The organism is Dyadobacter psychrophilus, assembly GCF_900167945.1.
Lineage (GTDB): Bacteria > Bacteroidota > Bacteroidia > Cytophagales > Spirosomataceae > Dyadobacter > Dyadobacter psychrophilus.
On record NZ_FUZA01000002.1, the window covers coordinates 1071960 to 1097202 of the forward strand.

Annotated in this window: 17 protein-coding genes; 5 read left to right on the forward strand and 12 right to left on the reverse strand. The window is 46.3% G+C overall.

The window, feature by feature from the left end; translation table 11 throughout:
* Positions 1 to 80 precede the first annotated feature (80 nt).
* Entirely contained in the window at positions 81 to 659 is a 579-nt protein-coding gene (locus tag B5X68_RS11395) for a Crp/Fnr family transcriptional regulator (protein ID WP_082214792.1), read from the reverse strand.
* A gap of 81 nt (positions 660 to 740) precedes the next feature.
* Here B5X68_RS11395 and B5X68_RS11400 point away from each other — a divergent pair, with 81 nt between their 5' ends.
* Both B5X68_RS11400 and B5X68_RS11405 read left to right on the forward strand, forming a co-directional pair.
* Entirely contained in the window at positions 741 to 1913 is a 1173-nt protein-coding gene (locus B5X68_RS11400; RefSeq protein WP_082214793.1) for a cytochrome-c peroxidase, read from the forward strand.
* A 55-nt stretch (positions 1914 to 1968) separates the two neighbouring features.
* Complete coding sequence (locus B5X68_RS11405; protein ID WP_082214794.1) at positions 1969 to 2850, forward strand: sugar phosphate isomerase/epimerase family protein; 882 nt, start codon at positions 1969 to 1971, stop codon at positions 2848 to 2850.
* Here the strand turns inward: B5X68_RS11405 and B5X68_RS11410 are convergent.
* Entirely contained in the window at positions 2837 to 4147 is a 1311-nt protein-coding gene (locus tag B5X68_RS11410; RefSeq protein ID WP_082214795.1) for a hypothetical protein, read from the reverse strand. The genes B5X68_RS11405 and B5X68_RS11410 overlap by 14 nt on opposite strands.
* Positions 4148 to 4317: 170 nt before the next feature.
* Here B5X68_RS11410 and B5X68_RS11415 point away from each other — a divergent pair, with 170 nt between their 5' ends.
* From B5X68_RS11415 to B5X68_RS11425, 3 genes are all read left to right on the forward strand, one after another.
* Entirely contained in the window at positions 4318 to 5925 is a 1608-nt protein-coding gene (locus B5X68_RS11415; protein ID WP_082215328.1) for a carboxylesterase/lipase family protein, read from the forward strand.
* A 91-nt stretch (positions 5926 to 6016) separates the two neighbouring features.
* Positions 6017 to 8260: a heavy metal translocating P-type ATPase gene (locus B5X68_RS11420; protein WP_082215327.1), complete on the forward strand. Its 2244-nt coding sequence runs from the start codon at positions 6017 to 6019 to the stop codon at positions 8258 to 8260.
* Between the two features lie 118 nt (positions 8261 to 8378).
* Complete coding sequence (locus B5X68_RS11425) at positions 8379 to 9506, forward strand: metallophosphoesterase family protein (protein WP_082214796.1); 1128 nt, start codon at positions 8379 to 8381, stop codon at positions 9504 to 9506.
* Between the two features lie 4 nt (positions 9507 to 9510).
* On the opposite strand, the gene B5X68_RS11430 is transcribed toward B5X68_RS11425, so the two are convergent.
* The 10 genes from B5X68_RS11430 to B5X68_RS11475 form a co-directional block, all read right to left on the reverse strand.
* On the reverse strand, positions 9511 to 12306 hold the full coding sequence (locus B5X68_RS11430; RefSeq protein WP_229208371.1) for a PQQ-dependent sugar dehydrogenase: 2796 nt from the start codon (positions 12304 to 12306) through the stop codon (positions 9511 to 9513).
* Between the two features lie 89 nt (positions 12307 to 12395).
* Positions 12396 to 13178 carry a LytR/AlgR family response regulator transcription factor gene (locus tag B5X68_RS11435; protein ID WP_082214798.1) on the reverse strand — a complete coding sequence of 261 codons (783 nt, stop codon included), beginning with the start codon at positions 13176 to 13178 and terminating at the stop codon, positions 12396 to 12398.
* 11 nt (positions 13179 to 13189) lie between these two features.
* Entirely contained in the window at positions 13190 to 14299 is a 1110-nt protein-coding gene (locus tag B5X68_RS11440; protein WP_082214799.1) for a sensor histidine kinase, read from the reverse strand.
* 141 nt (positions 14300 to 14440) lie between these two features.
* On the reverse strand, positions 14441 to 15520 hold the full coding sequence (locus B5X68_RS11445) for a sensor histidine kinase (protein ID WP_229208372.1): 1080 nt from the start codon (positions 15518 to 15520) through the stop codon (positions 14441 to 14443).
* A 319-nt stretch (positions 15521 to 15839) separates the two neighbouring features.
* The gene (locus B5X68_RS11450; RefSeq protein WP_082214801.1) at positions 15840 to 17210 is read right to left on the reverse strand and encodes a thioredoxin family protein; all 1371 of its coding nucleotides are present in this window, start codon (positions 17208 to 17210) and stop codon (positions 15840 to 15842) included.
* 95 nt (positions 17211 to 17305) lie between these two features.
* The gene (locus B5X68_RS11455) at positions 17306 to 17845 is read right to left on the reverse strand and encodes a hypothetical protein (protein WP_082214802.1); all 540 of its coding nucleotides are present in this window, start codon (positions 17843 to 17845) and stop codon (positions 17306 to 17308) included.
* 180 nt (positions 17846 to 18025) lie between these two features.
* Entirely contained in the window at positions 18026 to 20128 is a 2103-nt protein-coding gene (locus B5X68_RS11460; RefSeq protein ID WP_082214803.1) for a tetratricopeptide repeat-containing sensor histidine kinase, read from the reverse strand.
* 2 nt (positions 20129 to 20130) lie between these two features.
* Positions 20131 to 20853 carry a LytR/AlgR family response regulator transcription factor gene (locus tag B5X68_RS11465; protein ID WP_082214804.1) on the reverse strand — a complete coding sequence of 241 codons (723 nt, stop codon included), beginning with the start codon at positions 20851 to 20853 and terminating at the stop codon, positions 20131 to 20133.
* Between the two features lie 97 nt (positions 20854 to 20950).
* Positions 20951 to 23302 (reverse strand): ABC transporter permease, encoded by a 2352-nt coding sequence (locus B5X68_RS11470; protein WP_082214805.1) that lies wholly within the window; start codon positions 23300 to 23302, stop codon positions 20951 to 20953.
* A 121-nt stretch (positions 23303 to 23423) separates the two neighbouring features.
* Positions 23424 to 25229, reverse strand: coding sequence for a DUF1420 family protein (locus tag B5X68_RS11475; protein ID WP_082214806.1), 1806 nt, complete (start codon positions 25227 to 25229; stop codon positions 23424 to 23426).
* Positions 25230 to 25243: the final 14 nt, after the last annotated feature.

Below are 25243 nucleotides of genomic sequence, written 5' to 3' on the forward strand. Positions count from 1 at the left end.
CAATTATTAATCTTTTGATGACACAAAGTAAGCCTGCCGGAATGAGCACATTACGTGACCTAGATCACATAATGCAGGTGCTATCTGTGATTGTTGTAGAGGCGGCTGAGCGTCTCGCGGGATACGCCAAGATAAGCGGCAATGAGGTGTTTGGGGACGAGGTTGTAAAGCTGTGGGTACAAGGATAGCAGTTCCTCGTAGCGGGCTTTGGTATCATTGTTCATGAAGGAAAGCAACCGTTTTTGCGAAGCCACATAACCCCTGTTCGTACGCCACCGGAAGAAATGTTCCAACTGATGCAGCTCGCTGCAAAGCTTTTCGCGGTCATGACTGGCAAGGCAAAGTACTTCGGCATTGGTAATGCAATCTACTGTGATTGTGGCGTTTGTGTGATTATACATGGCACCATAATCTGACGTCCACCAGGTTGGCATCGCGAATTGAAGAATGTATGTTTTGATCTCGTCGTTGACAAAAAAAGCTTTCAGGCAGCCGGAAATCACGAAGTATTCGCATTCCACGGCCCGTCCGGGGCGGATAAGCGTTTCGCCTTTTTTGTAAGACTGAGGTTTGAAATGCGAGAAGAAGTAATCAAACTGCTCGTCTGTCAGACTTGCAGTCTGGGCAATGTGTTTTCTTAAAATTTCCTTCGCTTCCATAGGGTTAATTGCTCTTTTTGCAGATCTGGCTTAAATTTAAATCCAAAAGTATTTTATATAATTAAATTGCGTTTTTAAAGCATGCATTCTTTTTTATTCTTCATCGGGCTGGCTGTTATTTGCATTTCTTGTGGCAGAGAGCGTGAACCTTTGAAAAACAAGAAGAAAAATGAAGTCGAAACAATCGAAGTGCTCGGCGCGCTGCCCAGGTTTGTAACAGATCCGCCAGGAAATAAATCGACCCCTGAGAAAGTCAGGCTGGGTAAGCTGCTATTTTTTGATCCTATCTTGTCGGGGAATAAGGACGTTTCCTGCGCAACCTGCCATCAGCCCGAATTCAATTATGCAGAATTTCTGGAAACGTCCATTGGTGTGAACGGGCGTGGAACTGGCAGTAAACGGCAATTTTCCGAGCAGAATGACATTCCCTTTGTAAAAAGAAACTCGCAGAGCATTCTCAATACAGCATTCAATGGCATTAAAAATGGTGAAAGTTACCATGCCGAATCGGCGCCCATGTTCTGGGATCTGCGCGCCAAAGGCCTGGAAGAGCAGGCGCTCGTTCCGGTGCGGACTTTGGAGGAGATGCGCGGACATACATATCCGGAAGATAAGGTGATCGACGAAATCGTTGCGCGCATCAGGAAAATCCCGGCTTATGAAAGCTTGTTCCGTGAAGCCTTTACGGATGATAAGGACCCGGTTAATGTTGTGAATTTGTCCAAAGCCATTGCGTCCTACGAGCGTACGCTCATTGCCAACAACTCGCGCTTTGACCAATATATGCGTGGCGACAGCAGCGCCCTGACAACCGGAGAAAAAGAAGGATTGAACCTCTTCCTGAAAACAGGCTGTGCCAAATGTCATTCGGGTCCCATGTTGTCAGACTACAAACTTCATACACTCGGCGTGCCCGACTCTCAGAACCGGGAGGAGACGGATGCCGGTGCCAATAATGATTACGCTTTCAGGACGCCTTCGCTGCGTAACCTGCGCTATACGGGGCCTTACATGCATAGCGGAAAATTTACGACGCTCGAACAAGTGTTACAGTTTTACGAAGACATTGCAGGAGGGAAAATTCCAAATCCTAATATCAAACCTGCTCAAATCGACACATTAGCCACAAACATGGACGTCAATTTTAGGGATATTTCCAGGATCGTTGAATTTTTGAATGCATTGAATGATGACAATTTTGATAAGTCCGTCCCGGAAAGCGTTCCCAGCGGCTTACCGGTAACCGGACTTTGAGGTAGATCTGCTCTGCGAATTTCTTTATCCTTTTGTCAAACCAAAATCAGATCCCATGAATTATATGGACAGAAAGACGTTTCTGAAAGAATTATCCCTGCTGGCAGGCGCTTCTATCGTTTACGGACAGGCGGGCGCAGCTGATCCTTCCTGGAAAAAGGCGAATTTCAAACTCGGATTTGTGACTTATCTGTGGGGAAAAGACTGGGACTTGCCAACATTGATCAAAAACTGCTCGGATACGAAAATCAATGGTGTTGAATTACGCGTGGAGCACGCCCATAAAGTAATGCCGGAACTGACGAAAGCAGAACGCATTGAAGTAAAAAAGAAATTTGCAGATAGTCCCGTAGAACTGATCGGTCTCGGCACCAACCAGCAGTACGATTATCCGGACCAGGCCAAATTGAATGCTTCCATCGAGCGTACGAAAGAATTTATAAGGTTAAGCGCTGACGTTGGCGGTTCAGGCGTGAAGGTCAAGCCTAATGCGCTTCATGCGGATGTGCCTGTTGAAAAGACATTGGCCCAAATAGGAGCTGCACTGAGCGAGCTGGCCGCCTATGCAAAAGATTTCGGTCAGCAGATCAGGTTGGAGGTGCATGGAGAAAAAACGCAGGAACTGCCTAATATCAAGCAGATTATGGAATTTGCCAACAATCCGAACGCGAAGATCTGCTGGAATTGTAACAAAGAAGATTTGATAGGCGACGGTTTCCAGCACAATTTTGATCTGGTCAAAAGGTGGTTTGGTGACACTATTCACGTACGGGAATTGGATCGAACCGATTATCCCTACAAAGAACTGCTTGGTAACCTGGGCAAAATGAATTACAAAGGTTGGGTGCTGCTCGAATGCCACACCAATCCCGAAGATAAAGTGAAGTCCATGATGGAGCAGCGCGCTGTTTTCGACCGGATGATCAAGGAGGTGTAAGTTTCCCGGGGTCCATCTCAATCCGCCGACCGTCCCCATCCTTAAACCAGGTATCTTTCACGGCTGCTATGCCATGGAACCGATATTGCAGGCCTACGATCCCTGTCGGACTATTAGGAAAGGTGAACTTCAATGCCTCTTTATTATTGACCAAAATCCGCATATTCTTGTCTTTGCACGTGACACGCAGTTTTGTCCACTCGCTCAGGTTTGCTCCAAAGCCCGAGAGGTCGGCGAACTTGCTGTCGAACATTTTTCCTGCGACGTACATTTTCAGGTCTCCGATGCAAGCCGGGTTGGCCAGCGAAATGAAAACAATGTCGTCTTTGCATTGGATCAGTACTTCTACGGATTGGCACGAGTTGCTGCCTTCTTTGTAATCATTTCTTAATGTCGTTTCAAATTCAAAGTTGTCGTTTTTTAACATGCCCATATCCCGCTGGTTGAATAGCCGGATTTTAGGAGTATTTGGTTTTAAATTGAAATTGTTCGCTTTCAGCAAAGCTTCATTGATCTCGATCCGGTCAGATTTTGTGATGTCTTTTTGTTTAAAATAAAATGGTTTGTCTTCAAGTTCAACCAGCCCAAGCCAGCCATCGGTTCCGATCTGCACCACGTGCCTTTTGACGACTTGTCCATCGACAATAAGCCTTGCATTGAAATAACCGGGATAATAGTAAATGGCCGAATGCTTGGTTTGCGTCTTCGGGACCAGCGTTTTCCGTTTAATGTCCCAGGTTTGAACAATGTATACAGAATCGGTTTTGGCGCGGGAAGCGTCATAAGTGAAAACAACTGAATTCGGAACTCCCTTCGTTAGTACTTTGTCCGCTTTGAATGCAAAATGCGCCGGATCGACAGCCCCGGATCCCAGGACATTTTGATAAATAAAATAACCACCGATAATGATAAATAAAACCGCTGCAACCATCCAGGTAAGTGCTTTCGGTCTTTTCGTAATTACTGGCTGCGGCTCACTGGGTTCGTTTTTTTCGGGTGCGATTTCTGCCGGTGGAGGCGCGGTGCTTTGTTTTGCAAAATCTCGCCAATCGTCGTAGTCAGCGAAACGGGCCAGTGTGTTAAGCGTGGCTGTATTAGGCGCATGATCATATTTTATGCGTCCCCAAACCCTTTTTAATGTGGTTGTACTAAGCCGGACTTTTGTTTTTTCGAAGATCGCCTCACTCAGTTTTTCAAAATCGTAGTTAGACCAATCCTTGCTGTCGCCCCAAGCGAGCATTCCTTCTATCTTGTTCAGACAAGCCTTGATGAGATCCGTTTCAAAAGTATTTGACATGGCCAGTTTAATTGCATTAACACAAGGCTCAAATCGGGCAAATCTATTGAATCAGGTTCATCTGTTTTTGAAATATATAATAACTTATGGCGTGAACGGCCCTTATGATTGTCTTCTTTGCACAGTACGATTGTAGTCAGCGATATCTAGTTTTGATGCATATAAAGACCATGAAAAATCATTCCAGTGCTTTCCCTGATGTTGCTATGCCTGCATATCCTGCTACGAATCTTCATAATGATCCGGTCATTGTGGCCGACGCTGCTTCGGCTGTTGTACAAACCCGTTGCGGAAAAGTAAGCGGTTACATTAGAAAGGGCATTTTCACCTTCAAGGGAATTCCATATGGCGAGGCAAAACGGTTCATGTCTGCTGTTAAGCCCGCATCCTGGGAAAATGTACGCAGTTGCCTGGCTTATGGCCCGACCTGCCCCACAACCCAGGCGCCCGATTTTACAGAAGAGCTTGAATTTGCTTTTCAGCCCAATCGAGGATATCATGTTGATGAACAATGTCTTACATTGAATATTTGGAGTAAGAGCACGGACAGCAATGCGAAAAAACCGGTGATGGTTTGGCTGCATGGCGGCGGTTTTGCAAATGGTTCGGCGATTGAATTTCCTTCACAGGATGGCGAAAATCTGGCACGGAATGGCGACGTTGTGCTGGTTAGCCTCAATCACAGGATGAATGTTCTCGGATTCTTGGATTTGTCTGCTTATGCAGAAAAGTACAAACATTCATGCAATGCAGGCATGATGGACATAGTTTTAGCGCTGCAGTGGGTTCATGAAAATATTGCGAATTTTGGCGGAGATCCAGGTAATGTTACCATTTTTGGACAGTCTGGCGGCGGTTCAAAGGTAATGTGCCTGATGAATGCGCCATCGGCAAAAGGTTTGTTTCAAAAAGCAATTGTGCAGAGCGGCAGTTATCCCAATCATTTTACGGATAAGAACGTTTCCCGAAAAGTCGCTGCTGCCTTACTCGAAGAATTAAAAATAGATCCCAAAAATGTGGAGGCACTGGAAACGATGCCTTACGAACAGTTGGCACATGCAGGAACTGCGGCACTGGCAAAAGTGCAGGCAGCGATGAGTCCGCAAGAAGTTCCGGTTCTCGGTCTTGAATGGAACCCGGTCCTGGATGATGAATTTTTGCCTTATCAAATAGGCAGCTCCGTAGCCGCAGCGCTTTCTGCGGACATTCCGCTGCTGGTGGGCTCGGTTAAAAATGAATTCGTGCCTTTTGAAATGGATCTGCGAAAGGTTGCGAACAAAGATGCGCAAGCCATATTGCTGGAAAAATACGCGGACCAGACAGATGCCTATATCAATGCTTTGAAAATTGCATATCCGGGAGTAAAAGAGCCTTCTGAGCTTATTGACATAGATTTTCTTTTCCGGCCTTTGGTCATTGACCAGGCTAATAAAAAGTTCGCGGATGGCGGTGCCCCGGTTTACACCTATCTTTTCACTTGGCAATCGCCGGTTTTGGACAAATCGCTCAGGGCGGTGCATTGTATGGATCTGCCTTTTGTTTTTGACAACATTGCCCTATGTGAACAAATGACCGGAGGAGGAGAACAGGCCCATATTCTCGCTCAAAAAATAAGCCAGGCCTGGGTGCATTTTGCCTATACCGGAAATCCCAATCACACGACATTACCAAGCTGGCCAGCCTATAATCCCGAAAACGGCGCGGTAATGCTCTTTGATCATGAATGCGTTGTGAAAAATCATCCTGACAAAGCATTGCTAAGGATCTCGGCAAAATAAACTCCACACCAATAATTATACAAACCACCGCCCGAATTGTGTAAAACTTTCCGGATCGCTCGATAATACATTTGTAAAAATGAAAAGAGCAATGGAAACGACAATTGAAAACCATATAAAACAGACCTTTCCCGTACTAGGCATGACGTGTGCCGCTTGTGCGGTGAGCGTTGAAAGCATGCTGAAATCTGTGAAAGGCGTCCACGATGCGGGCGTAAATTATGCAAACCAGACCGCCTGGGCCGATTATGATGATTCGGTAACCACCACAGAACTGCAAAATGCAGTGCGCGCGATAGGTTATGATCTGGTTGTGGACGTTGAAGATCCGCAGCAAGTGCAGCAAGAAGCGCAATTGGCACATTATAATGAATTGAAAAACAGGACGATCTGGGCTTCTGTACTTTCTTTGCCGATCGTCATTATCGGAATGTTTTTTATGGAAGGTTCGGCGCGCGCGCTGCCTTACGGAAACTGGATCATGATGGCACTGGCGGCACCTGTTGTTTTTATTTTAGGTAGAAGTTTCTTTACGAATGCATTCAAACAAGCCAGGCACGGCAGGGCGAATATGGACACGCTGGTTGCTCTTAGTACGGGTATAGCGTTCATTTTTAGTGCTTTCAACACAATTTACCCAGAGTTCTGGCATGCACGCGGGCTGCATGCGCATGTGTATTTTGAAGCCGCTGCGGTGGTGATCGCATTCATTTCGCTGGGTAAACTAATGGAAGAAAAAGCGAAGTCAAACACTTCGTCGGCACTTAAAAAATTAATGGGGTTGCAGCCCAAAACGGTGACCATTATTCAGGACGGCATTGAAACCGAAATTCCTGTCGCAGAGGTGAAGGTAGGCCACATTATTGTCATCAAACCCGGCGAAAAAATTCCTGTCGACGGCGTTACGACAAACGGAAACTCATTTGTGGATGAAAGCATGATCAGCGGCGAGCCGGTTGCGGTGGAGAAAACCAAAGGAGAGAAAGTGTTTGCAGGAACCATCAACCAAAAGGGAAGCTTCGTTTTTGAAGCCAAAAAAGTGGGTGGGGACACCATTTTGGCGCAAATCATCAAAATGGTGCAACAGGCCCAAGGAAGTAAAGCGCCCGTGCAAAAGCTGGTCGATAAAATTGCCGGCATCTTCGTCCCTGTGGTCATTGTTATCGCGATCCTCACATTCGTTGCCTGGATGCTTCTGGGGGGTGAGAACGCATTTACGCACGCATTACTGACGTCCGTTACCGTTCTTGTAATCGCATGTCCATGTGCGCTCGGCCTGGCAACGCCAACTGCGATAATGGTTGGAGTAGGGAAGGGTGCCGAAAATAATATTTTGATCAAAGATGCTGAAAGTCTGGAACTTGCGCATAAGGTGAATGCGATCATCCTCGATAAAACCGGGACGATTACGGAAGGAAAACCGGCGGTTACGCAGATAATTTGGGAAAAAGGAATTCCGGATCAATCAATTGCCGGGCAAGTTTTATTAGCCATGGAATCGCGCTCGGAACACCCGCTGGCCGAAGCTGTTGTCAACCGTTTGAAAAAAGAGCAGATCCAAAAAGCTCCTTTGCAATCATTTGACAGCATTACCGGCCAGGGTGTGCGGGCGGTGAGCAATGGGATTACTTATTTTGTGGGGAACAAGAATCTGATTTCGGCAGCTGCCGTGGTGATCAGTGAAGAACTCATCGCACTCGCGGAAAAATGGCAGCAGGACGCGCAGACGGTTGTCTATTTTGCCGACAACCGGAATGTGCTCGCCATCATTGCCATCGCAGATAAAGTTAAAGAAACTTCCAGGCAGGCCATTGCAAAATTACAGGATATGGGTATCGAAGTCTATATGCTAACGGGCGACAACAAGCAGACAGCCGCAGCGGTGGCAGGCCAAATTGGCTTGCATCATTACAAAGCCGAGGTAATGCCGTCCGAAAAAGCAGCCTTTGTAAAACAATTGCAAGCAGAAGGCAAAATTGTAGCGATGGTTGGTGACGGGATTAATGATAGCCACGCACTCGCCCAGGCCGACGTGAGCATTGCGATGGGAAAAGGATCGGACATTGCTATGGATGTTGCCAAAATGACATTGATCACCTCCGATCTGAACATGATCCCGAAAGCGTTAAAACTTTCTTCGAAAACCGTTAAAACGATCAGACAAAACCTTTTCTGGGCGTTTATCTATAACCTGATCGGCATTCCGGTCGCTGCGGGTGTGCTGTATTCCGTGAATGGATTTCTGCTCGATCCCATGCTTGCGGGCGCTGCTATGGCACTAAGTTCTGTGTCGGTTGTGGGGAACAGCCTGCGTTTGAAGGCGATGAAATTGTAGGTTTCCGCATGGAAATGATTGAAACAAATTAGAACCAAAAAATGCGGAGGCCCGTTGTAAAAATGTGTATTTGCTTCATCGCAATGCACATTTTGAACGTTCAGTTATTCGCACCTTAATGAATTCAATCCTTAATAAGAAATACGACAAACCGGTAATTAAGAAAAACCAGCCGGACGACTCCTATAAATTTCAGCCACTGCCTTCTCCAACGGGAAAATATCCCTATCACCTTGATTTAGAATCAATTCAAACATTAAATGATCGGGACAAGCTGGCATTTCACATGCTGGGAGACACCGGTAGTATTCGCAATCCCGATTTTCAAAAGCTCGTGGTGGCCGAAATGATCAAACAATATCAGCAAACGGATGGAACAGGGAAGGAACCTATGTTTTTGTATCATTTGGGCGACATTGTTTACAACTTCGGTGAAGCCAGTCAGTATAAAAGGCAATTTTTTGAACCTTACCAAAAATATCCGGGACCCATATTTGCGATTCCCGGAAACCATGACAGCGATGTGAACCCCGATAGCCGGGTTTCCTATAAAAGTCTGGATCCGTTCCGGGCTGTGTTTTGTGATAAGCAGCCGCAGACAGTGGCTTTCAGCGGGGGTGCGGAACGGAAAAGCATGACACAACCCAATGTTTTCTGGTCGCTTATCACACCTGTTGCGCGCATTATTGGCATGTACGGCAATGTGACGAAGTTTGGTGTGATCACGCCAGACCAGCGGAAGTGGTTAATAGAGGAGCTACGGAATGCTGATGCCGAACGTCCCGACAAAGCAATCATCCTTTGCGTTCACCATGCGCCGTATTCTGCCGATGTGAATCACGGATCCAGCCTGCCAATGATCCAGTTTTTTGATGGCGTTTTCGAACAGACCGGCGTGCGGCCCGACATTGTTTTCAGTGGCCACGTCCATAATTACCAGCGTTTTTCGAAGCGCTATTTTGATGGAAAAACGGTTCCATTTATTGTTGCAGGCGGTGGTGGTTACGATGAATTGCATCCTGTGGCCTCTATTTCAGATAGTCGTTTTACGGGAAACAATGCAGCTTTCAATCATGTCACGCTTGAAAATTACTGTGATAACAAACACGGATTTTTGAAGGTTTCCCTCGAAAGGGCCGGAAAAGGCATCCGTATCACCAGCGAATTTTACACCCTTCCACATGAAAAAAGGGTCGAACCAGGAATGAATGCTATCCTGGCCGACCGCTTTATTTTGGAAACTTAAAATCTTACTGCTTAAAGGTAACTTTGGAAAGCGTCATCAATGGCTCGATGGGCTTTGCGGTCTCGTTTTTGAACAATATATAAATGTCGTGCTTGCCGGTGGTTGGCTTAATGTTCACTAAAACGGGGGCACGCGTCGGGCGGCGTGGTGGTTTTACGGTTTCGCCAGGTTTTTTCTGGCTTTCCATTTCCGCCATCAGCTTCGCCATGTCCACTTCCGGAGCGATCTCAACATTTTGCTCTCCTACCAGCGTTCCGGTCGGTGAATCGAGCCGGATCTCGATTTTGCCGCCCATTGCACCTTCGCGTTTCTGAGCAGCAGCATTGAGTTCAAGTGCTTTAATGTCAGTCAGGTCCGTTTCTTTAAATGCAAGAAAACTGTTTGCAAAAGCCACTACGCTGAATCCTAGGCCGGCCGTCCCCAATGCTTTCATGTCCGCACCCTGCACGATCGGAGCTTCGGCAGCATTCAACTCAGGGCTTCTGAGTACGATCATTTCCTCGGTAGTCTGTGCAGGAATGGCCTTGTTTCCACTCATAGATCTGTCGGTAAATGCCGCCCTGATCAAAACAGAGCCTTTTCCATTATCCTGAGCAGGAATCTTGGGCGTGTACTCGCCTTTCACCGGCAATGTGCTCAGCGTTTTATCCGTGCTGTTGAGAATGTATTTAACAATGGTTTCGGCATCCGCAACGGGCAACGCCGGGTGAGCAGCCATAGCAACCTCGCCCCAAACGCCCGATCCGCCTTTCAGGATCTTCTGCACCAATGCTTCTGTTACGCCGGGCTTTCCCTTGTATTTATTGGAAATGTCTGCAAATGAAGGTCCTACGGATTTTGCATCCACCTGATGGCACACTTTACAATCGCTTTTCCCGATCAAAACCTGCGCAACCGCAAACTGCGTGCTGGCATCCACACTGCGCTGACTCTGAATTACTTCGGCATAATCAAAACCTTCGGAAGCGTAATCAATGCTGACTGCAATTTCCTCGGGCTTGATCTTCCCTTCCAGCAAACTTCCATCCTCCTTATCCGTTACGTCGATGGAATAGGGAATGGGTTTTCCGGGGAAGAAGAAGGTTTTATTCCCTTCCAGATTTACCGAAACTTTCGGCGGCTCGTTACCTGCGATGATTTTCAGTGATTGTGAGTTGGAAGCGCCTTTGGCATCAGTCACAGTCAGGCTTGCGGTGTAAACGCCTGGCTTGTCAAATGTTACCATTGGATCGGCCGTGGCGAATGTCTTGGCTGCGCCGCCGTTGCCCGTGATTTTCCAGCTGTATTTGAGTTTGTCCCCGTCAAAATCCTTTGTTCCTGCTGACGATAATTTAGCCTGGAACGGAACTGTTCCACCTTTTTTGTCCGTGGAAACCTGAACAATAGGTTTGCGGTTGCCGCCATTATACTCAATGCGTACTAACCTCGAATTTTCGCTCTTCCTAAACCAGTTGCTGCCATATTCGAGCACATACAAATCCCCTGAGGGCCCGAACTTAATGTCAATCGGTTGCACCGGATGGTAGGCAGGCAGCACGCGCTCCATCGATTGATAATCCCCATTTTCGTTCATGGAAATCGCCATGATCCAGCCACGAGAGAAGTCAGCCGCGATCCATTTGTTTTCGTAATAGGCTGGCCAGGGCCTTTTCGGCGCTTTGAAATCGGAACGATGGTAAACCGGCCCGCCCGTAGCGCTTCTTGAACCCGATCCAACCGCCGGAAATTTTTCCGAAATGCCGTAAGGATAGTAAATGAAACTAGGAGCCGTTGGCATCAGCTCTTTCAAACCTGTGTTATTCGGCGAGTTATTGACCAGATTTTTTGGATCTTTTTTGGCCAAAGGCTTATTAGCAGCATAATCATAAACCGGAAAAGCCTGGTCGTCTCCGACAAACCACGGCCAGCCAAAGTTACCCGGCTTTCTCGCCTGGTTCATTTCATCATAACCTCTCGGCCCGATCTCCGAATCCTCACTCGCATCCGGCCCCACTTCACCCCAATACAAATAACCGGTTTTGCTGTCGACCGAAATGCGCCACGGGTTCCTGTGGCCCATGGAATAGATTTCAGGCCGTGTTTTTGCGGTTCCTTTCGGATAAAGGTTGCCTTCCGGGATGGTGTAGGAACCGTCCGGTTCAGGGTGGATTTTCAAAATTTTTCCCCTCAGATCATTCGTGTTACCCGCATGTCCCTGATCGTCCCAACTGGCACGGCCTTCCCGTTCGTCGGTCTGCGCGGCTTTCTGGTTTCCGGTGTTATTCCCGACCGTCAAATACAGGTTACCGGCCTTGTCCCAGGTCATTCCGCCACCTGTATGGCAGCAAACTTCGCGCTGTGTCACTACTTCGATCACGTCCTTTTTGGAGCTTTCAACCAGTTGGTCATCGCGCAATTCGTAGCGGGAAAGAATGTGTTTTTTCTCGGTCGGATGCGCATAGTAAAGATAGATCCAATGATTTTTTTCAAAATTCGGATCCATTGTGAAGCCCATTAATCCTTCCTCGGCTTCCCTGGAAACACCTTCCGCGCTCACATACTTTGTGTTCACCGGGATCATTGCGATCAGGTCCGTGGACTGGGTGGACGCATTGTATTTTTTAAGTGCGCCTTTCCTTTCAATAATGTAGGCAGAACCATCAGGAAGCACTTCAAAAACCATGGGTTCATCCAGATTCTCGGCAACCACGATAGGTGTGAAACGGCTTTCATCCGGTTTGGGCGGATTGTCCTGAATTGTAAATGCTGCGATCAGCAAAAAAGCGGGAATTTGCGCGGTGTTTTTAATGAGGCGCGACATTCGCCGTAAACGTAGGGATAGGTTTGTCATAAGCAGAAAACAAGAGTTTACTGGAAATATAACAAATTATCGTTAAAAATTCTTATTCCTTATTTTCCCATCCAATGCTTGAAATCACCCACTTTTTCGCGGCTTACCAATGCTTCTTTGCTATGCGGGGGGCGCAGGCTCAACGCGAGACGGCTCCCGAAATAAGGATCAATTTTATCTACGGATTTATGCGTGACCATCATGCCGCGGTTAATGCGGAAAAATTTGGCGGGATCAAGAACATCGGCCAGCTCGTCGAGGGTGTAATCCACCAGGAGTTTTTGATTCGTATCCGTAACAAAAAAGCTGTAACGTTCCTCTGTAAAGAAATAGGCGATTTCGCTGACTTCTATGGACAGCATTTTTTGTCCTTGTTTTACCAAAAATCGCTGTCTGTACTCTTTTTTGCTTGTTTTTTGAAATCCCTCTAACAATTTTTTGATTCCTTCCAGTGAATCTTCGGCGGGCAGGGCGCGCATGTTTTCATATTTTTGGAGGCTTCGCTGCAAATCGTCGCGATGCACCGGTTTCAGCAGATAATCGATGCTATTCAGCTTGAAAGCCTGTAACGCATATTCGTCGTAGGAAGTCGTAAAAATGATGGTGCTGGTCACCTGCACACGGTTAAATATTTCAAAACTCTGCCCATCCGACAATTCAATGTCCAGGAAAATCAGGTTAGGGTCTGCGTTACCAGCTTTTTGGTTGCTTTTGAGCCATTCCACCGTTTCCTCAATGCTGTCCGTTACGCCGCTGATGAGCAGGGCGGGCGCCGTTTCATTCAATAATTTTCTTAATCTTCTGACAGACAGGTCTTCGTCTTCCACAATCAGTGCGTCCATAATTCTAAATTTCAGGCTATTAATGGCAGGATTACCGTAAAAAATTCATGGTTACTCTCGACAACAGGCTGCAAAACGTCTTTTTGCTGTTCGTTGAGGAGCTTGTATTTAGTGATAATGTTAACCAGCCCCACGCCTGTGGATTCCAGGTTTTCGGCGCCGGCGGTCAATGTTTTCTTCTGCAAATTATTGCGCACCATGAGATTCCCTTCCTGCGTGCTCAATATGAAAATCGTGAGTGGCCGGCTGGCCCGGATTACATTGTGCTTAACCGCATTTTCGACTAATAACTGCAATGTTAAGGGCGGGATCCTGCGGTTCATCAAGTGTTTTTCGACATGCACGTAAAGCTTCATTCCGTCTCCATATCGTGTTTTTAGTAAATGTCCGTAAGACTCGATAAAAGAAAGTTCCTTTTGCAAAGTCGTCAGCTGGCTCAAATCGCTGTCGCCCAGCGAGGCGTGATTGGTTTGCAGCAAATAGCGGTAAACCCGCGCCATTTCATCCACAAATTGCTCTGCTTTCTGCGGATCTTCTGCGATCAATGTGGACAGGGAATTTAATGTATTGAACAAAAAATGGGGGCTTACCTGCGCTTTCAGACTTTCCAGTTGGCCGTTGACATTTTCTTTCATCAATCTTTCGCGGTTTACTTCGTGATGTTTCCATCGGCCAATCGCGTTGATCGTCTCCTGAATACCCATAACCAGCATGATCGCGCCCATATTAACCAGGTAAATCGTCAGGATGCGCGGGATTGTGAGCGTTGAACCGAACAGTCCGAAGCCAATGTAAAACCAGGCAATTAAAAGCAAAAAAACACCGGAAAGCGCTGCATGTGCGGCTATGGAAACAAATATGCGCCTTAATGTCTGGTCTAGTTTGGGATAGCGCTGGGCAATGTTATTATTGATCCTGGATTGGATTAAAAATGTGATGGTCAGTAAACATCCATTCAGTAATGTGCTTCCTGTGAAGGTTTTCCAGTTGCTTATGAAACCAGGGCCAACCATCAGGTAATTGAAAAACATCAGGAAAACCGGCATAGTCAGCGCGTACGACCAGCGGCTTTTCGGGCTTATCGCGCCTGACATTCCTGCTATCAATTTTCCTTTCGTCATGGTGTGTCGGCTCGTCCTGTTGGCCGCGGTCTCAGTTTATTGATGAATTCAAAAGTATAACAGCACGGCGAAAAGCAGGAATGCTAGTTGTATCAATTGAATGAATAAATGTTTGAATTGTACAGATTCCGGCATATCAAATTAAGCCCTTACCCGGGCAGACAATAATGGAACCGTGACCGTAAAATGTTCCGCCGTTTCCTTCACGCGAAGTTCCCGGTTGCTCAGCGCATGATATTTAGCCCTTATTCCACCCAGGCCACCCTGATCGGTCCCCATCGCCCTTACTTTGCTCTGAATGTTGTTTTGAACCATGATCCGCTGACTGAAAGCAATTTCAATTTTGACAATCAATGGTTTAGCTTTGGTCATTGTATTGAATTTAATCGCGTTATCTATCAAGACCTGCAAAACCAATGGGGGAACAAGCAGTTCGCCTGAATAGGGTTCAGGCTCAATAATGTGCAGGCTTTCGCCGTAGCGCGCACCCAACAGTCGCGCGTATGTGTGCAGGAAGGTGAACTCTGCCTGAACGGGAACGAGTTCTGTTTTGGAAGCCTGTAAGATGTAGCGGTAGATTTTGGCAAGATCTTCAACAAATTCCTCCGCCTTGTCCTGATCGTCGCTGATCAGTGCGGAAAGGGTGTTCAGGCTGTTGAACAAAAAGTGAGGGTTAACCTGCCCTTTGAGCGCGTCAAACTGATGTTGCAGTGATTCACGTTCCAGCCTTTCACTTTCTGCCTGGTTCTTTTTCCATTGTTCCAACGAATAAAAAAGTCCAAGCATGGCGCAAAGGAACACATCGAAGAATCCGCCCAGGATCATGATAGGCCAAATGTTTCCCCAAATAAATTCTACTTCCAATCCCGGGGTAATGCTGTAAGCCCAGACATCGAAAGCGGCAAGCAACATGGTAAGCAACCCGACGGCCAGCAACATTGCCACCAATCTCGGCGAGGTCTGGTCTACATTCGGGAAGCGACCGATGATCCACCGGATCACCATGGTAAGCGCAACGATAGAAAACCAGTAAAGCGCTAAAACAAGCAGCGTAGCGGTAACAAAAACCGAAAGATCCTGAAAATAGGCAGTGCCTATGAAATAGTAATTACCGACAGCACAAAACACCGGCATCATAGCCAGGTGATACCACCATTCGTATTTTGTAAAAAAATGCGGCCTCACGATAATGTAAAGAAGGGTTTTGCAAGATAAATTCAAAAATAAGGAACCCTAAATAATTACTTATCAGCATCCTAATGTTTTTTCCAATCCATTAACTGCTTCCTGCAATTTGTTACATAAATGCCGTAATTGGTGATGGTTGCCCATTCCTGCCGCTGCAATCTGCCCATAAATTTGAAAAAACAAAACAAAATGCCGGTAACTTGAGCCTTACGTGCAAACTCAGCTGACCGTGAAATATTACGAGGGCGAAAGGGACAATGAACTCCTAGCACCGCTCCTTAGCGGCGATATTCAATCAAGGACCGCCGCTGCCAAGTTCAGAGGAAAGGCTGCGAGTTTTTAGCAGCAATTTCTATAATGTCCGGGCTTTCATTTTGACCAGCGCTTCCTCGATATTGGGGGAGCGTTGTTTGGCAACTTTGCCCGCTTCAACGGCTTTTGTCTGCCATTTGATCGCTTCTTCCTTTTGTCCCAGCTTGTAAAGCAGGTGTGCATAGGTGTCCAGGTAGGCGGGATTTCCCAGTGCCATCGGGTGGTTTGTTCCCTTTGTTAACTCATCGAACCATTCCAATGAACGTTTGGACCACATCAGGGCCTTTTCCAGTTCGCCCTTCTTGTCGGACATTTCGTAAAAATGCCATGCGTGCTCATTCATCTCCATATGGAAATACTGGGATGGAGGTGCAAACTGCATCGTTTTAAGCATCATGCTTTTACGAACCGAATCATTGGCAATGGTGAATCGCCTGACATGGTCCGCATCCATTCGTTTCAGCGAATCAACGGACATCAGCATATGTGTAAAGTTCAAAAATTGCGACACTTGCTGCATATACGACATAGTGTCCCTTACTGCAAGAGAATATCTCAGCATACTCCTTTGAAATGCTATGTTACCCAGTGTATAGTTGGGCTTAAATGTGCCCTGGGTAAAAACTGCTGTCTGGTATGCGAGCTCCTGGTTTTTAGTCTGTACCGCCTTGTGAAATGAATTTCCGATAATAGCATTATTGATCGCTACCGCCTCAGGATAGGGGACGGTTTTATACAAACTGTCAATTACCTTTCGGGGCGTTGCCGCCTGGATCACCTTATAGATACGGCTGTCCAGGGTAGGGCCGGATTGATATATAAATTTGATAATCTGAAAGTTTTGCAAAGAATCGAGGTTCAGTGTGCCCGCGTATTCATCAAGCAGTTTGTCCGCGGGCTTTCCCAGTTCCAGCTGCCGGGTAATATAAGCCCGCATAAATTGAGATGATCGCTCGCCAGCGTTATATTCCTTTTCAAACGCTTCCAGCGGCTTGCTTTTAAGCCTTCCGATCGCAATGTCTGCCTGTTGCAGGTAAACTTCGCCGCTGCTCGACGAGCCATTGAAGCGGTTGAGGACATTGCCATCAGCATTCACAAACAGGGAAACCAAAGGATGAGTTAGGCCGAATTTTCCAGCCAGTTGTGTCCCGTTTTTAGATTCAATGCGGACCCTTGTGGATATAAAGTCTTTTTGAAATCGCTCTTTCAACACCGGTGAGCTGAAACCCTGGGTGGCAACATCATTGCACTGGTCACAGCCGCGGCCTTCGATATGGATGAAAATCAGTTTTTTCTCTTTTTTTGCTTGCCTGGAAAGCTGTTCCCAGGTCGTTGCCGAGTCCAGAAAACTAATTTGCGCAAAGCATTGTGAAGTTAAAAGCAGGGTAAAACCAAGTAATAGTAATTTCATAAATAGAGTTAGCTAAACGTTGTCCAAATCTATTATTTTTTTTGTAACCGTTTGTTGCCAGAAAGTAAAACTTAACATGAGATCCGGGCAGATTTTTAGCGCCAGCCCATTGCGATTCCAAACCCTGCCAGGGAAGCCAGCGGATTCGCGATCAAAGGCGGGGTATATCTTAGTTTCAAGATGTAAATCCATCGTTCGGTCACCAGGTCCAAGCGTAAGCCTGCCATTCCAGCGGGCGTGACCAGTTGCTGGCCGTTCGCTCCTGAATGCAGGCCGCGGTCGTAGCGGTCGATGAAAAAGGATCCCAGTCCTGCTTCAAAATAGGTTTCAATATTGCGGTGACCGGGCTGTGGAATGCAGGTTTTGCGTCTATAAGGATTTAAAATGAAGCAATGCGTTAATGCAGCAGAAAAAGACGGGCTGCGGAAATCCGGCTCACTAACCGCACCAACGCCGGCCTGTACATTCCAGAACGATTTCTTTCCATAACCGAATGCAGCCTCGGCAGTAAAAGCGCCCTTCGGAGCAATCCCGAAAATCTCGACGCCAAATGCACCGCGTATGCGGGTATAATTTGGCTGCGCCGCAACCAACGATGCGCTGAGTACAAAGATCAGAAGCAGTTTTGTGAACACGGAGTAAGGCTTTGCCTTTCAACGGCCGAAGCGTTCTATAAGTATGCAAAAAGTTACATTTTGCGGTTTATTGCAGACATATCCTTCAAATCGCGGAGCGATGCAATATGGATAGCAAGATATTTGCAGCATCAAATGTAAATCCCGGAGGGATGTAACGGCGTCCCGTTTGAAATAATTCTATTGAAAAACAACCAGCGTCCGGGTTAGTGTTTCCTTCGGATTCTCGAATTTGATCAATAGCCCGGTTTTTCCTGATAACTCGTCGACGAGCCTTAAACCCAGGCCGGAGAGCCCTTTTTCAGCGTCTTTTTGAGAGAGAATTTCCAGGTAATCAGCCTGGCCGAAGGCTTTTCCCTCGTTTTCTATGCATAGGGTAAAATGATTGCCCTCGTGTAAAATCCCCATTGTGACCAAGCCGTTGTCCTCAGAAGCCTTAACCGCATTTTGGAGCAGGTTACGGAAAATTGCCTGCAAATAATAAGGGTCGGCCTTTACAATGGTGCCGGCGGGAACATTGTTTTCGATACGCAGGTTTTTCGCGTCAATGTTCAATTGCAGTAATTTCAAGCTTTGTGACGCGACAAGGGAAACATCCACAGGCTGAATGTCGGCTTTAAACTGGTTCATTTGGGTTTTTGACCACAGTAGCAAGTCTTCCATCGTTTCAAGGAGAGAGCCAGTGGCGGTCTGGATCTTCTCACTTAGCTCGGCTTTTTGAACTTCGGAAAGCAGCCTCGGGTTAAGCTGCTGCAATTTCAGGAATTGATAAACCTGGCTGATCGGTGATCGGAGATCGTGGCTGATAATGCTGAAAAGCTTGGCTTTGGTGCTGTTTGCTTCTTCCAGTTCGGTGATCAATTTGGCGAGTTCCTTGTTTTTCTGATCCAGGATTTCCGCATTTTTTCTCTTGTTCCTGTAAATTACACCCAGCAAAATCAGTGATAGTGCAAGAAGTAACAAGCCGGAAATAAGCCAGATAAGCTGCTTTTCCGCTTTGTCGATCTGAATGTTCTTTACCTCGATCTGTTGCTGTTTATCTTTATTCTGATATTGCGCTTCGGCGTCCGCAATGCTTTTTCGGGACGATTCCAGATAGAGCGAATCCCGGATAGGAGCATACTTGTCGTAATAAGCATACGCTTGTTTCCACTGACCGTTTGCTGCATAACACTTGGCAAGTGATTGCAAAAGTGCAGCGTGAATTTCCAGACCTAATGCAGCGCTGTTCGGTTCTGCGGCCTTCAATATGGGAAGCGCTTTTGCAAATTGCTTTTGCGCCATATATAATGTTCCGGTCATGAAATCGACCTGCGACATCAAAAAATCACTTGCCCATTTCGGGGCTAGGTCGTTAGCCCGTTTGATGAAAATTTCGGCGCTATCAAGTTTATTTGCAGACAAGTAGAAATCAGCAAAAGTGAGGTCCGATGCGATTTTGTTAGTGCGTCGGCCTGCATTCTGGTTGTCGGGCGTAATCATTCCGGCCAGACTGTCGTAATAAATCTTTGCTTTCTCAGGTTGCTTCAACAATATGTAAACGTCGGCCATATCTTTGTAATAATGATTGAGATAAGGCTTATATGCAACGATGTAATTTCTGGCCTCTTTACCGTAATAAAGCCCTTTTTCACCCTGTGCCATATCAATGAAAAGCTCGGATAAGCTCAGCAGGTCCACTGCAACATCCTCCCTGTCTTTGATCACGCCCTGCTGGATCAGTTTCTTTTTGATCGCAATGCCTTTCAGTAAATAGTTGATCTGCGTGTTGTATTGACCTTTCACAGAATAATAATTCCCGATTGTCGCATACAGGGACGCCTTGGCGTTTTCATTTTTGGTGGTGTCAATGCTGGCCAGCATTTCCCTGAGGGCGCTCTCGCTTTTATGCGTGTGTCCGGCAGTGTTGTAATAGGAATATAAAAGTCGCTGTAATGAGATGAGGATGCGGACAGATAATTTGCCCTTGCGTGCGTCGGCAAGGGATTTTTCATGAAAATAGATAGAGCTGTCAGGATCAGAGCTCTCGAATGTAAATCCAAGGTTATAGTAAAAGATAGAGCGGTAATACCAATCGTTGGCGGGCGCAATTTTCAATGCGTATTTCGACACCACTTTTTCGCGCTCCACATCTTCCTGCGCTGCCAGCGAGTCGCACAGGTCTGCCAGCGCTTCCAGTTTATCCTTGTTGGTTTTGTAACTGGATAAATCGGGAATGGCCTGCGCGCAAAGGTTTGTGAAAGAGAGGTTTATAAAAAATATAATGAGTAAAATTTGCTTCATGTTCAAAGTCTGAGCTTTGCTATTGCTGATCGATAGGTCTTGCCGACAGGGATAATTGCATTGCTGCAAACCACTTCCGAGTGACGTAATTCCTTGATTTGATTCAACGAAACTGCGTAGCTGCGATGTACACGCATAAAACGGTCAGGAGGAAGCTGCTCCATAAAACATGTCAGCGTGGATAATGTCATGTAATTCTTCTGTGGCGTAATGATCTTGGTATAATCCTGCATTGCTTCCAGATAAATAATGTCCTTTTGCGACAGCTTTACTTGATTATAACCTTCTTTAATGGTTAATGTATCATTGCCAAAAAACACTTCATAGGCTTCTGCACGATGTTTCATAAGCGCATATTCACGAATTCTCCGTGCAGTTTCCTGAAACCGCTCTTCGGTTAGTGGTTTCAGAATATAATCCAATGCAGAAAGCTCGTAACCATCAATCGCAAACTCGTGATGTGAAGTAATGAAAACCGCGATATCAACCTCATTCCTGATTTTTCTCAAAAGCTCCAGACCTGAGAAACCCGGCATTTCAATGTCCAGAAAAACAAGGTCTGGCTTGATATATTGCTGTGCTTCATAACCTTCCAGCGCATTGGCAAATGTGCCGCAGTTTTGCAGGAATGGAAATGCCTTTGCGAATTCTGAAATAAAAAGTAAATCCAGCGGATTATCGTCAATCGCAATAAAACGTACATTGGGGAGCGTACTGCCGTTCATAGAGGATTTAGGAAATAATCTTCAATATATGCAAAAGGAATGTTTGCCAGCACCCGCAAACTAAAAAGAGCAACATTGAAGGGAGCAACAGTACGGATCATTCGTGTCGCAGACTTTTCACAGGATCGGCCAGAGCAGCTTTCATACTTTGATAACTCACGGTAACGACGGCAATGCTGATCGTGGCAATTGCGCTAATGACGAAAATCCATTTATCAATGCTCGTGTGATAGGCGAATTTTTCGAGCCAGCGATTCATCATGTACCATGCCGGATACGCGGCCAGCAGCAATGATAGCAACACAAGTCGCACAAAATCTTTATTCATCAGGATAAAAATTTCACTGACGGAGGCACCCGAAACTTTCCGGATCCCAATTTCCTTGGTCCGGCGCTCCGCCGAAAAAGACGCCAGCCCAAAAAGCCCGAGGCAGGAAATGAGAATGGCGACTCCAGAAAACCAATTGGCCAATATTCCAACCTGAATCTCGCTTTTATACATACGTTCATATTCCTGATCCACAAACTGATAGCTAAAAATAGATCCGGGCAGCAGTGATTCGTATTTTTCTTTGAGTCGTTCCAATGTTACCGCCCTGCCTGTTTGATTGATTCTTGCAAAGAAAAACCGCGTGTTATAGGGCCGGAACAAGATTACCGTTGGCTCGATCAGCTGGTGAACTGAGGCAATATGGAAATTCTCGACAACGCCTAAAATGGTCATTTCCATTCCATTCACGCGGATTCGCCTGCCAACGGGCTTATCCAGGTTCATGCGTCGCACAGCTTCCTGGTTAATGATCACACCCGCGCTGTCGGAGGCAAGTAATGGTGAAAATTCCCTGCCTGCGTGGATTTTTATTTTCAGCGTTGAGGTGAGTTCGTGATCGCCGCTGATAACGGCAAACATATTTTTTTCCGATTGCTGCCCGTTCATCCATTCTACGTAGTTACGCCCGAATGTTCCCTGAAAAGTTGCGGTTGCGCTTGACAATGCTTCAACACCGGGCACGCCGGATAATGTTGTTTTGGCTTGGCGGTAATGGGTTACATCTGATAAATCCTTTGCCTCGATTCGTACCAGATTCTTTTGGTCATAACCTGGATTGCGGTTTTTGATAAATTCAATTTGCTGGTAAACTACGCCGGTGCCCACCATTAATATGCTGGTGCTGGTAAATTGAACGATAATAAGCACCTTTCGTTGCCAGGCCGACCGCCCTGAATTTCCCAAACCGGCACCTTTTAGTACCAACACCGGCTTAAATGCAGACAGTACGAACGAAGGGTAAAAGCCGGCCAGTAAACTTGTCAGTACGAGCACAGCAAGAAAGCCAAATGGATAAACCGGTTTTGTCCAGTCAATGCTGATTTTTTTGTCAAAAAAATTGTTAAAAAACGGCATTAGGACGTAAATCAGGCCTATGCTGATTAATCCGGCAAGAAATGTCAGGATAAAGGATTCACCCAGAAATTGTGCAACCAGTGACGACTTTTTAGCGCCTATTGCCTTGCGGATGCCCACCTCCTTCGACCGTCCCGCCGCACGTGCGACCGACAGGTTTGTAAAATTGATCGCGGAAATGATAAGCACAAAAATGGCAACTACAACAAACAAACGAACATAACCAATACGTCCGCCGCCTGCATATCTTCCGTTTTCAAAGTGACTTCGCAGGTGCCAGTCTTCCAGGCGATAGGGAAAATAACTCCACCCGCTGATAAAATCTGGCATGTGCCTTTTAGCGATCGGTTCCATCTGGTTGCGAAGCTTTTCAATGTCAACGCCCGGAGCCAGGAGCGCAAAAACATTCGCCTTCACTTCCACCCACGAAGCTGTGCTCATCGAATCAGGCATTGACCTAATAAAATCAAATTGAAGCGATGAATTTGCAGGGACATTTTCCAGAACGCCTTCGATATAGCAATTGTCTGCCTGGCCAATACGGATCACTTTCCCGACTGGATCTGTCTTACCAAAGTATTTTTCGGCGAATTTTTTTGTGACTAAGATCGTGTTTGGCTTGCTCAAAGCGGTTTCAGCATTGCCTTTTAAAACAGGGAAATGAAATACTTTTAAAAAAGAGCGATCCGCCATAAGGCCGGTTTCCTCATTTGATTTTTCGCCATATGTGAACAACGCTTTATTTTCCCAGGAACAAGTGGCATCCACAACACCGGGAATTTCCCGCTTCACCGCCGCTGCGATGGGTGGCGCAACCAAGTCGTAAGTCTGCGTTTGTTGCGAGTCAGACGATATGTTAAGCATAACCCTGGCAATGTGTTCATAGTGAGGATGAAATGTGTTAAAACTAAGTTCATCTTTTGCCCAAAGCAGAATGAGGAGGGATGTCGTCAGTCCCAAGGCAAGTCCGCCAATGTTCAGAAATGTGTAAAGGCGTTGTTTCAGTAAAACCCGTATGGCGATTTTGAAGTAATTCTTTATCATGGCGTTCTGCTTTTGAAATTGAAAGTATATCAACTTCCAAATATAGAACTAAGTTATACGTTTAAAAACTAAAATATTAGTTAATTAAAAAATGGATGTCTTGGATAGCTCGGCCGGTACGTTATTTCGGCATGGTGAGTGTGTCGATTTTGAAGATAGAGATCTGATAATTGGTTCGGTTAAGCGGGTTTCTGGTGGCTAGTGGGAGTGTTTTTGATGCCGTTGTGAATGCGGCATGGGCTGCAGCCCGCAATGGTGCCGTTCCGTTTTCTGGCAAAACGATGTGATCTATTTGATACTCAGCCAACTTTTTGCGAAGCGCCTGCACTTCGGAAGGTTTTTCCAACGATGTGAAAACCAGATACTCCCACGGGAAAAATGGTCTGGGCAGGAAGGCGCGTGAGCGGCTGCTGGTGGCAATGTGTGCGTGGGCTGGCAATTGCTGGTTTAGCCAGGCGCTTTCTGCATAACCATTGGCTGAGTTGATTAAGACCTTGGTTCTCAGGGCGTCGGAGAAAAGCGAAGGAGCGAGCGCATATAGTCCCAGGGCTACAAATGGAACAATGCAAAGCATTTGTGCCCTTAGTAGCCAACCGAAATATTTGAAGGTTTCCGCATGGCCATAGGCGGTGATAAATAGCGGTAAAGTCCATAAAAGCGGTTCCATTAGAAAGCGTGAGGACAATTGGCTCCCTATACAGATTGCCAAAAGCAGGAATATAATGCTGGTAATTTCCGCTCTGGCTTTCCGAAACAGAAACGGTAGAAATCCGAAAATGATAGCGCCTGACCCCAGTATCGTGGAGACTTTTCCAGGACTGTCAGTCAACAACATGTTTGCAGGAAAGGGAAAAGACGATTCGCGGAAGTTTTTGATATAATGATGGAATTTTTGCACAACCGGATCGGGCTCAGCGAGCAGGCCTTCCAGCAAGGGAGAAAGGGGATCGCTAAAATGCATCCATCGAAAAATCAGCTGCGGGCCCAACACAAACAATGTAAGCAACGCAAAGTTGGCAGCCGCTTCGGATAATGAAATGTTTTTTGATCGCTTCATTAAAAATAAGATGCTCAACGCGGCTACGCTGATCAAAAACGAATACTTAAGACCAGCTGCAAACAGCATCGCAAGCATTACCAAACGCGCGCGCGCCAGCGTCATGTTTGGGGAATTGCTAATAAAAAGGAAACAGACGGTTGTACAAAGAATGCCTGTTAACTGGTGTTTTTGATTTGGTAAGAGAAATAATAATGTGGGAATCCCTGCCAGAAAGACGCAAATGGTGAGTTTGTGTGCTGGCATGACCCGCGCCGAAAGTGCACGCAAGGTGTGAAGCAGGGCGATTGTCTGGATGAATGCGCCCAGCTGGGGACACCCGTTTGCAACACCCAGCAAATTGATCATTTCTCCAAATCCAGCCAACCGGTAATGCAAATGGTCGCGGTTAAACCAAAGACTTCCTTTTTGTAGAATCTCGACAGGCAATGCGAGATGATAATTCAATGAATCGGAATCGGTCGGGACGGTGAGGGAGAGCAAAAAATAACTGCCCAGAATAATAATGAGTACGCATGCCGTGAAAAATTCAAAGGGTTGAAGTGCTTTTAAAGCTGCCAGTTTCCGCTTTGCACCATTCAAAAGTTCGCCACGCCTGCGTACAGCTATGAAGGTCCCACAAAGAATAATTCCCCAGAAAATGACCTTTAATAATAATACTGAAAGCAAGCCAAAAAGGCCGATTAGCCAGATCAGCCACGAAAGTGCAAGCAGTCCTGCAAAGAAATACAATGCGCTTTGGACAGGTTCGGTGTTTTTGAAAAACCGCTTTCCAATGTCATCGCTGATCATTGCCAAACTTATTCCGACGCTCAGCGTGAGTAAAACGGAGAGGGGAGACGAGATAAAAAAAGCGCTCAGCGAATTCATGGGGTTAATTTTGG

Coding starts and splice junctions, on each gene's coding strand:
- B5X68_RS11420 (WP_082215327.1), top strand. CDS start 6,017: ATGGAAACGACAATTGAAAACCATATAAAACAGACCTTTCCCGTACTA.
- B5X68_RS11440 (WP_082214799.1), bottom strand. CDS start 14,299: ATGACGAAAGGAAAATTGATAGCAGGAATGTCAGGCGCGATAAGCCCG.
- B5X68_RS11435 (WP_082214798.1), bottom strand. CDS start 13,178: ATGGACGCACTGATTGTGGAAGACGAAGACCTGTCTGTCAGAAGATTA.
- B5X68_RS11405 (WP_082214794.1), top strand. CDS start 1,969: ATGAATTATATGGACAGAAAGACGTTTCTGAAAGAATTATCCCTGCTG.
- B5X68_RS11400 (WP_082214793.1), top strand. CDS start 741: ATGCATTCTTTTTTATTCTTCATCGGGCTGGCTGTTATTTGCATTTCT.
- B5X68_RS11460 (WP_082214803.1), bottom strand. CDS start 20,128: ATGAAGCAAATTTTACTCATTATATTTTTTATAAACCTCTCTTTCACA.
- B5X68_RS11410 (WP_082214795.1), bottom strand. CDS start 4,147: ATGTCAAATACTTTTGAAACGGATCTCATCAAGGCTTGTCTGAACAAG.
- B5X68_RS11475 (WP_082214806.1), bottom strand. CDS start 25,229: ATGAATTCGCTGAGCGCTTTTTTTATCTCGTCTCCCCTCTCCGTTTTA.
- B5X68_RS11430 (WP_229208371.1), bottom strand. CDS start 12,306: ATGTCGCGCCTCATTAAAAACACCGCGCAAATTCCCGCTTTTTTGCTG.
- B5X68_RS11470 (WP_082214805.1), bottom strand. CDS start 23,302: ATGATAAAGAATTACTTCAAAATCGCCATACGGGTTTTACTGAAACAA.
- B5X68_RS11415 (WP_082215328.1), top strand. CDS start 4,318: ATGAAAAATCATTCCAGTGCTTTCCCTGATGTTGCTATGCCTGCATAT.
- B5X68_RS11395 (WP_082214792.1), bottom strand. CDS start 659: ATGGAAGCGAAGGAAATTTTAAGAAAACACATTGCCCAGACTGCAAGT.
- B5X68_RS11425 (WP_082214796.1), top strand. CDS start 8,379: ATGAATTCAATCCTTAATAAGAAATACGACAAACCGGTAATTAAGAAA.
- B5X68_RS11465 (WP_082214804.1), bottom strand. CDS start 20,853: ATGAACGGCAGTACGCTCCCCAATGTACGTTTTATTGCGATTGACGAT.
- B5X68_RS11450 (WP_082214801.1), bottom strand. CDS start 17,210: ATGAAATTACTATTACTTGGTTTTACCCTGCTTTTAACTTCACAATGC.